Annotated in this window: 6 protein-coding genes; all 6 read right to left on the bottom strand. The window is 61.4% G+C overall.

Features of this window, described 5'->3' with window-relative positions; translation table 11 throughout:
- Positions 1-60 precede the first annotated feature (60 nt).
- The 6 genes from BMX93_RS12460 to BMX93_RS12435 all read right to left on the bottom strand — a co-directional run bounded on the left by BMX93_RS12460 (position 61) and on the right by BMX93_RS12435 (position 5,341).
- Positions 61-288 (bottom strand): hypothetical protein, encoded by a 228-nt coding sequence (locus tag BMX93_RS12460; protein WP_091971631.1) that lies wholly within the window; start codon positions 286-288, stop codon positions 61-63.
- A gap of 50 nt (positions 289-338) precedes the next feature.
- On the bottom strand, positions 339-1,463 hold the full coding sequence (locus BMX93_RS12455; RefSeq protein WP_091971628.1) for a glycoside hydrolase family 88 protein: 1,125 nt from the start codon (positions 1,461-1,463) through the stop codon (positions 339-341).
- Complete coding sequence (locus BMX93_RS12450) at positions 1,463-1,888, bottom strand: PTS sugar transporter subunit IIA (RefSeq protein WP_091971625.1); 426 nt, start codon at positions 1,886-1,888, stop codon at positions 1,463-1,465. Before BMX93_RS12450 ends, BMX93_RS12455 begins: the two co-directional genes overlap by 1 nt.
- A gap of 20 nt (positions 1,889-1,908) precedes the next feature.
- Complete coding sequence (locus BMX93_RS12445; RefSeq protein WP_091971623.1) at positions 1,909-2,751, bottom strand: Cof-type HAD-IIB family hydrolase; 843 nt, start codon at positions 2,749-2,751, stop codon at positions 1,909-1,911.
- On the bottom strand, positions 2,748-4,352 hold the full coding sequence (locus BMX93_RS12440; RefSeq protein WP_091971620.1) for a glycoside hydrolase family 43 protein: 1,605 nt from the start codon (positions 4,350-4,352) through the stop codon (positions 2,748-2,750). Before BMX93_RS12440 ends, BMX93_RS12445 begins: the two co-directional genes overlap by 4 nt.
- An 86-nt stretch (positions 4,353-4,438) precedes the next feature.
- On the bottom strand, positions 4,439-5,341 hold the full coding sequence (locus tag BMX93_RS12435; protein WP_218139346.1) for a PTS system mannose/fructose/sorbose family transporter subunit IID: 903 nt from the start codon (positions 5,339-5,341) through the stop codon (positions 4,439-4,441).
- Between the last annotated feature and the right edge of the window lie 104 nt (positions 5,342-5,445).

Below are 5,445 nucleotides of genomic sequence, written 5' to 3'. Positions count from 1 at the left end.
CCCTCGGCTTCCGCAACCTCACCAACTACATCGCCCGCAGCCTGCTCGAGACCGGCGGCTTCAGACCCCACCTACACCCTCATCTGTGAAGAGCCAGGAAAGATCCTGTTGGCCGACCTTGGGACCGAAATAGGTGGTGAGCAGGTGACCGTGCGTGGTGACCGCAAACGACAGCTGTGCCTCCTGCGTGAACAGGTGGAACTGCTCGCTGATCTCGACGTTCAGCGGTTCGGCAATGGTCTTCTGCTCCGTGAGCGCAACCGAGCTGTCCTGCGGAGAACCCGTCATCTGTGTCCCATCCTTTCCTGAAATCAGTGCTCGAGGGGCCGGTGCCGCGCTCACCAGAGCAGCACGTCTCGATCCAGCAGCCGTAGCAGCGCCTCGGTGAAGTAGTAGTCGCCGTAGATGATGGAGGCGTTCGAGGCCTTCTCGTCGTGGTACGCCGCCGTCGCAGCGCCGATGAGACCGTCGCGCTCGGTGTCCCAGTCGGCGCAGGAGGCTTCAGTGGCGCGGACGATGTTGAGCGCCGCCTCGCGATAGAAGTCCTTCTCGTACTCGCCCACGTGCTTGGCGATCTCGAGCAGCCCACACGCCGCGCACAGCCCCGCCGAGCTGTCGCGCTTGACGGGCTCGGCCGGAGCCCGGAAATCGACGAGCGGAATCCAGCCGGTGCGCTGCACCTGGGCGATGAAATAGTGCGCCACGCGCTTGGCGGCGTCGAGGTATTCCTTCTTGCCGGTGTGCAGATAGCTCAACGCGAAACCGTACAGCGCCCATGCCTGGCCGCGGCTCCACGAGGATCCGCTCTCGAAGCCCTGACCGCCCGGGGTCTCCAGCAGATCGCCATTGTTGGGATCGAGCACGGCGATGTGATTCACCGAGCCGTCGCCGCGGAGCACCTTGGTCAGTACCGTGTCGGCATGGTCTTCGGCGACGAAGCCGAAGCGCGGATCGTCGAGGGTATCGCGGGCCCAGTACAGCAGCGGGATGTTGAGCATCGAGTCGACGATGATCCAGCCTGCCCGATCGCGATTCCAGGAGCGGATGAACTTCCCGCGGGGGTTGTATCGCCCAGCGAGCAGATGCGCAGCGTGCAGGCCGCGGGCCTTCGAGCGCTCGTTGCCGGTGAGGCGGTAATCGGCGACAGCGGTGTGCAGCCACATGAAGCCGACATCGTGATGCAGGCCGGTGTACTGCGTGAAGGCAGCGTCGAGGCGCTCCTCGTCGGTTCGGGCGATCTGCGCGAACTTCTCGCGGCCTGTGGCGTGGTAGAGCTGCCACAGGATGCCCGACCAGAAGCCGTTGGTCCACCAGATGATGTCACGCTCACCCATGTCGGGGTAGACACCGTTCTCCGGCACATAGGGGATCTTGGGCCCCAGACGGTCTGCCTGGGCATCGACCTTGGCCACGAGCTTGTCGAAGGTCTGCTCCAGCCAGACGGAATCCTGCTCGGCTGCCATCAGAAGAACTCCTCCTCCGCGGCATCGGGCCGCTTGAGCACGAGCTGCTTGAGGCCCAACCTGGACTCGGACAAGAGCTTTTCGAGCGCCTCGGGTGAGTCCGGGGGTGTGAGCACGAACTGGATGGCGAGCGGAAGGTTCATCCCGGATACCAGGACGACGCGCTCGTTGGTGGTGAGCCGCAGCGCGGCATTGCAGACACTGCCGCCGGCCAGATCTCCGAGGATGAAGGTCCACTCCTCGGGATCGATGAGCTTCTCGATCTCAGCGACGATCTCATCGGGGTGTCCGCCCCGATGGAGGCCGAAGGCGTAGAGGTTGCTGTGGGCCCCCACGATCATTTCAGCCGTGTTCTTCAGGCCCTCAGCGAAATCGCCGTGCGAAACCAAGAACACCTTACAGGGTACCGATTTGCGCTTTGCCATGGATGCCTCTTCTCCTCCGTCTATTTCTGAATGAAACTCGCCGGGTCCTCGAGGAATTCGAGAATCGCCTGTCCTACTGCCGACTCGTTGTTGCTGCCGATCACGCGGTCGGCGGACTGTTTCACAACCGGCAGGGCATTACCCATCGCCAGCCCGACATCCGCCTTGCGGAGCATCTCCAGGTCGTTCTCCTGATCGCCGAAAGCGATGATGGGTACATTGTCGAGCCCGATCATCGTCACCAGGCGCGCCAGCCCGGATCCTTTACTCACGCCCTCGGGCGAGACCTCGACATAGTGAACATCGCTTGACACCACGGGGAGCCCGTCGCGAGACAATTCATCCTTCAGGACTGAGAGATGCGAGACATCTTCTTCCATCAAGGCTGCCTTGTAGATGTCCATGCTCTCCACGACCTGCTGGGCTTGGCCATACCCACAGTCCGTGAGGCGACTATCGCCGGGTCGGAACTCTTGCACCAGGTTCGGGGCTTGGGCCCCATTTTTGAATCGATAGTTCGCTTCCATACCGGTGAGGAAGACGGTCGCGTCACCCTGTTCACCCACCCGGCAGACCCTCAGCGCCGCCTCAGGCGACATCGGCTGACTGAATAGGATGTTCCCAGCCCCTGTCGTGATGATCGCGCCATTGAGCGCGAGAATGTATCCGGCAGTGCCGAGTGCCGTCAATTGCTTGCGTGCCGAGTCGAGACTCCGTCCCGTCGCCACCACGATCGTGCATCCTGCGTGCTCGGCCCGGCGGATGGCCGAGAGATTGAGCGAGCTGAGTTCGTGGTCATCGCCGATCAAGGTGCCATCGAGATCGATGGCGAAGATCGCTCTGTTTCTCGACACGGAGCTCATGCACACTCACCCGGGAACTCCCGGTAGTCGAAGTAGCGGAAGTCGGCGAAGGAACTGTGATCATCAAGATCTTGAGCACATATCCCCACGAAAGCCCCGGTGAAGGACAGCCCTCCCAATTCCTTCACATAGTCGTCGCTCAACCTGTCCGCCGCCGTGGGCTCCCCGATCGGCACGAAGGCACCACCGATCTTGGCGGCCTCGAACTGAGCTTGATTGCGGTTCACGCGCACGCCCAGTCTCAGGGCTGCCTCTTGCTCCTCAATCGGGCGCTTGCCGACCAAGACCCACTTTCCGTTGTCGGAGATATCCAGCCGCAGGACCTTGCAGCCGAGTTCCTCGTCGAACGAGACATTGAGATACTGCCAATTATTCGTGTCGAAGTAGCACACCAGTCCGGCGATCTGCTGGAAACTCCTGGGTGAGAATTCGACTTGTGTCTCGGCCCTGAAGGACGTGCTCTGCCATCGCCGTGCCAACAGCGACTGTTCGTGCAGGCTCCCCAGGCTCTGGCCTCCGTGGAGACGCAGATAACCAGGCCGGGCGTCGAAGCTGAGTTCGCTCGAGAGACTATGCCGCAAAGTCTTCATGCTCGGCGGCAGTACTCCATCGGCGAAGTCGATTCGCTCCGAGTAATCGCTGCGCTGTGTCACGCCCCGAGCGATCTTCGGCGCCTCAATGACCATCTGGGGCCAGTGGGTGCCATTGGCCAGGCGCGGCCAGTCGTCGATCCACTCGATCTTCTGCAGCCCGGTCTCGCGCCCCAAGGGGCAATGTCCTCGCTGCAGGCTCAGTGGCCTGGCCATGATGTGAACGATGAACCACTCGTCACCTGCCTGCACGAAGGACGCGTGCCCCGCCTTCTGCACGGGATTGGTCGGGTCGTCCTTGGTGGTGAGCAGCGGATGGAAGGGCGAGGTCTCATAGGGGCCCCAGATGTCCTTGCTGCGCGAGACCGTGGCGGCATGCGAGTAACCCGTGCCACCGGCCGCGGCGAGCAGATAGTAGTAACCGTCCTTCTTCATGAGAGTAGGGCCCTCGCAGACCCCCAGATCGGTGCCCGTGAAGAAGTGTCTGCGCTCTCCCTTGAGCGTGAGCGTGGGCAGGTCGATCTCCTGCATGACAAGCCCGGCGAATCTCTGGTCGCGTTCCGGCCGATAGTCATGAAGCATGTTGAGGAAGTAGTGGTGGTGGCCGTCGTGGAACAATGCCGGATCGAAGCCGCTGGCATTGATGAAGACCGGCTCGCTCCAGGGCCCCTTCACATCCTCGGCCGAGATGATGTAGTTGAGCGCATCCAGTCCCTGTCCCCGCGACTTGACATCGGTGAAGACCAGCCAGAACCGGCCTTCCGCAAAGGACAGGTGGGGGGCCCAGATGCTTCCCGAATCCTCATTGCCCCGAAGATTGACGTTGATGCCGTCTTGGAGTGGGGAGGCGACAAGATCCCAGTTGACGAGATCTCTCGAGTGATAGATGTCAACACCCGGAAGCCATTCGAAGGTTGACGTGGCGATGTAATAGTCGTCATTCACCTGGGTGATCGACGCATCGGGGTTGAAGCCCCTCAGAATCGGGTTCGAAATCCCAGTCCGGCCCACTGTCTCTCCCTCGTCTCACACGATTTTCCATGGTCCATGCTGGCCCGCCGGGAATTCCCGGCGGGCCAGCATGAGAAGTGCCTGCTCTACTTTCCGCCAGTGACGTGGAGAAGCGTCAGGACGAGCGCCAGGGCGAAGAGCACGAGGATGACTCGGATCGGCTTGTTGTGCTTGCGCAGATAGGCGAAGCAGATGAGGGTCAAGGACAGCGGGAGCAGTCCTGGAAGGATGCTGTCGAAGACCTTCTGCAGATCAAAGACCCCGCCCTTCGTCGTGTAGACGAGGGTCGTCTTGAAGGTGACGTACTGGGCGACCATGCCGCCGGTCATGATGAGGCCGAGAACTGTTGCACCCTTCGTGATCGCGCCGAAGATCCCGGACTTCATCGCGGTGGCAATGAAGTTGCCACCGGCCTTGAGGCCGATGATCGGGGTGAACCAGCGAATGAGCAGCGTGGGCACGAAGACACCGAGGAAGAACAGGATGGGCCCGAGGATGCTCCCCTGCGCCGAGAACCCGAGCGCGATGCCGGTGGCGATGACGCGGATGACGGACAGGTTGATTGCGTCGCCTATGCCGGCCAACGGGCCCATGAGGGCCGTCTTGATGGTCGAGATCGACGTAGTGTCGAACTCGAGCCCCTTGTCCTTGGCGATCTTGTTCTCTTGTTCCATAGAGATCGAGATTGCCTGGACGAAGCCGGACACGAACGGTGTGGTGTTGAAGAAAGCGGTGTGGCGTTCCAGCGCCTCATAATAATCGTCGGTACCCCTGCCATAGATCTTCGCCAAGAAGGGCTCCATGACCCAGGCATAGGTAAGGCCCTGCAGCTTCACGTAGCTAGCAGTGAACATCAACCAGTTGTTGCGCCAGAACAGCTTCCACAACAGCGCAAACTGTGCGCGATTCAGTCTGAACATGGAGCGAGCGGACTCTTTGCCCGGCTCCAGGCCGGCGGCCTCCGCATTGATGGTCTCGGTATCACTCATCGAAGAAATCCGGCTCTTCACAGATGAGGGTGTAGGTGGGGTCTGAAGCCGCCGGTCTCGAGCAGGCTGCGGGCGATGTAGTTGGTGAGGTTGCGGAAGCCGAG

Source organism: Propionibacterium cyclohexanicum, from assembly GCF_900111365.1.
Classification (GTDB): Bacteria; Actinomycetota; Actinomycetes; order Propionibacteriales; family Propionibacteriaceae; genus Propionibacterium; species Propionibacterium cyclohexanicum.
The sequence above is the reverse complement of the archived record's forward strand: the minus strand, read 5'-3'. Positions and strand labels throughout refer to the sequence as shown.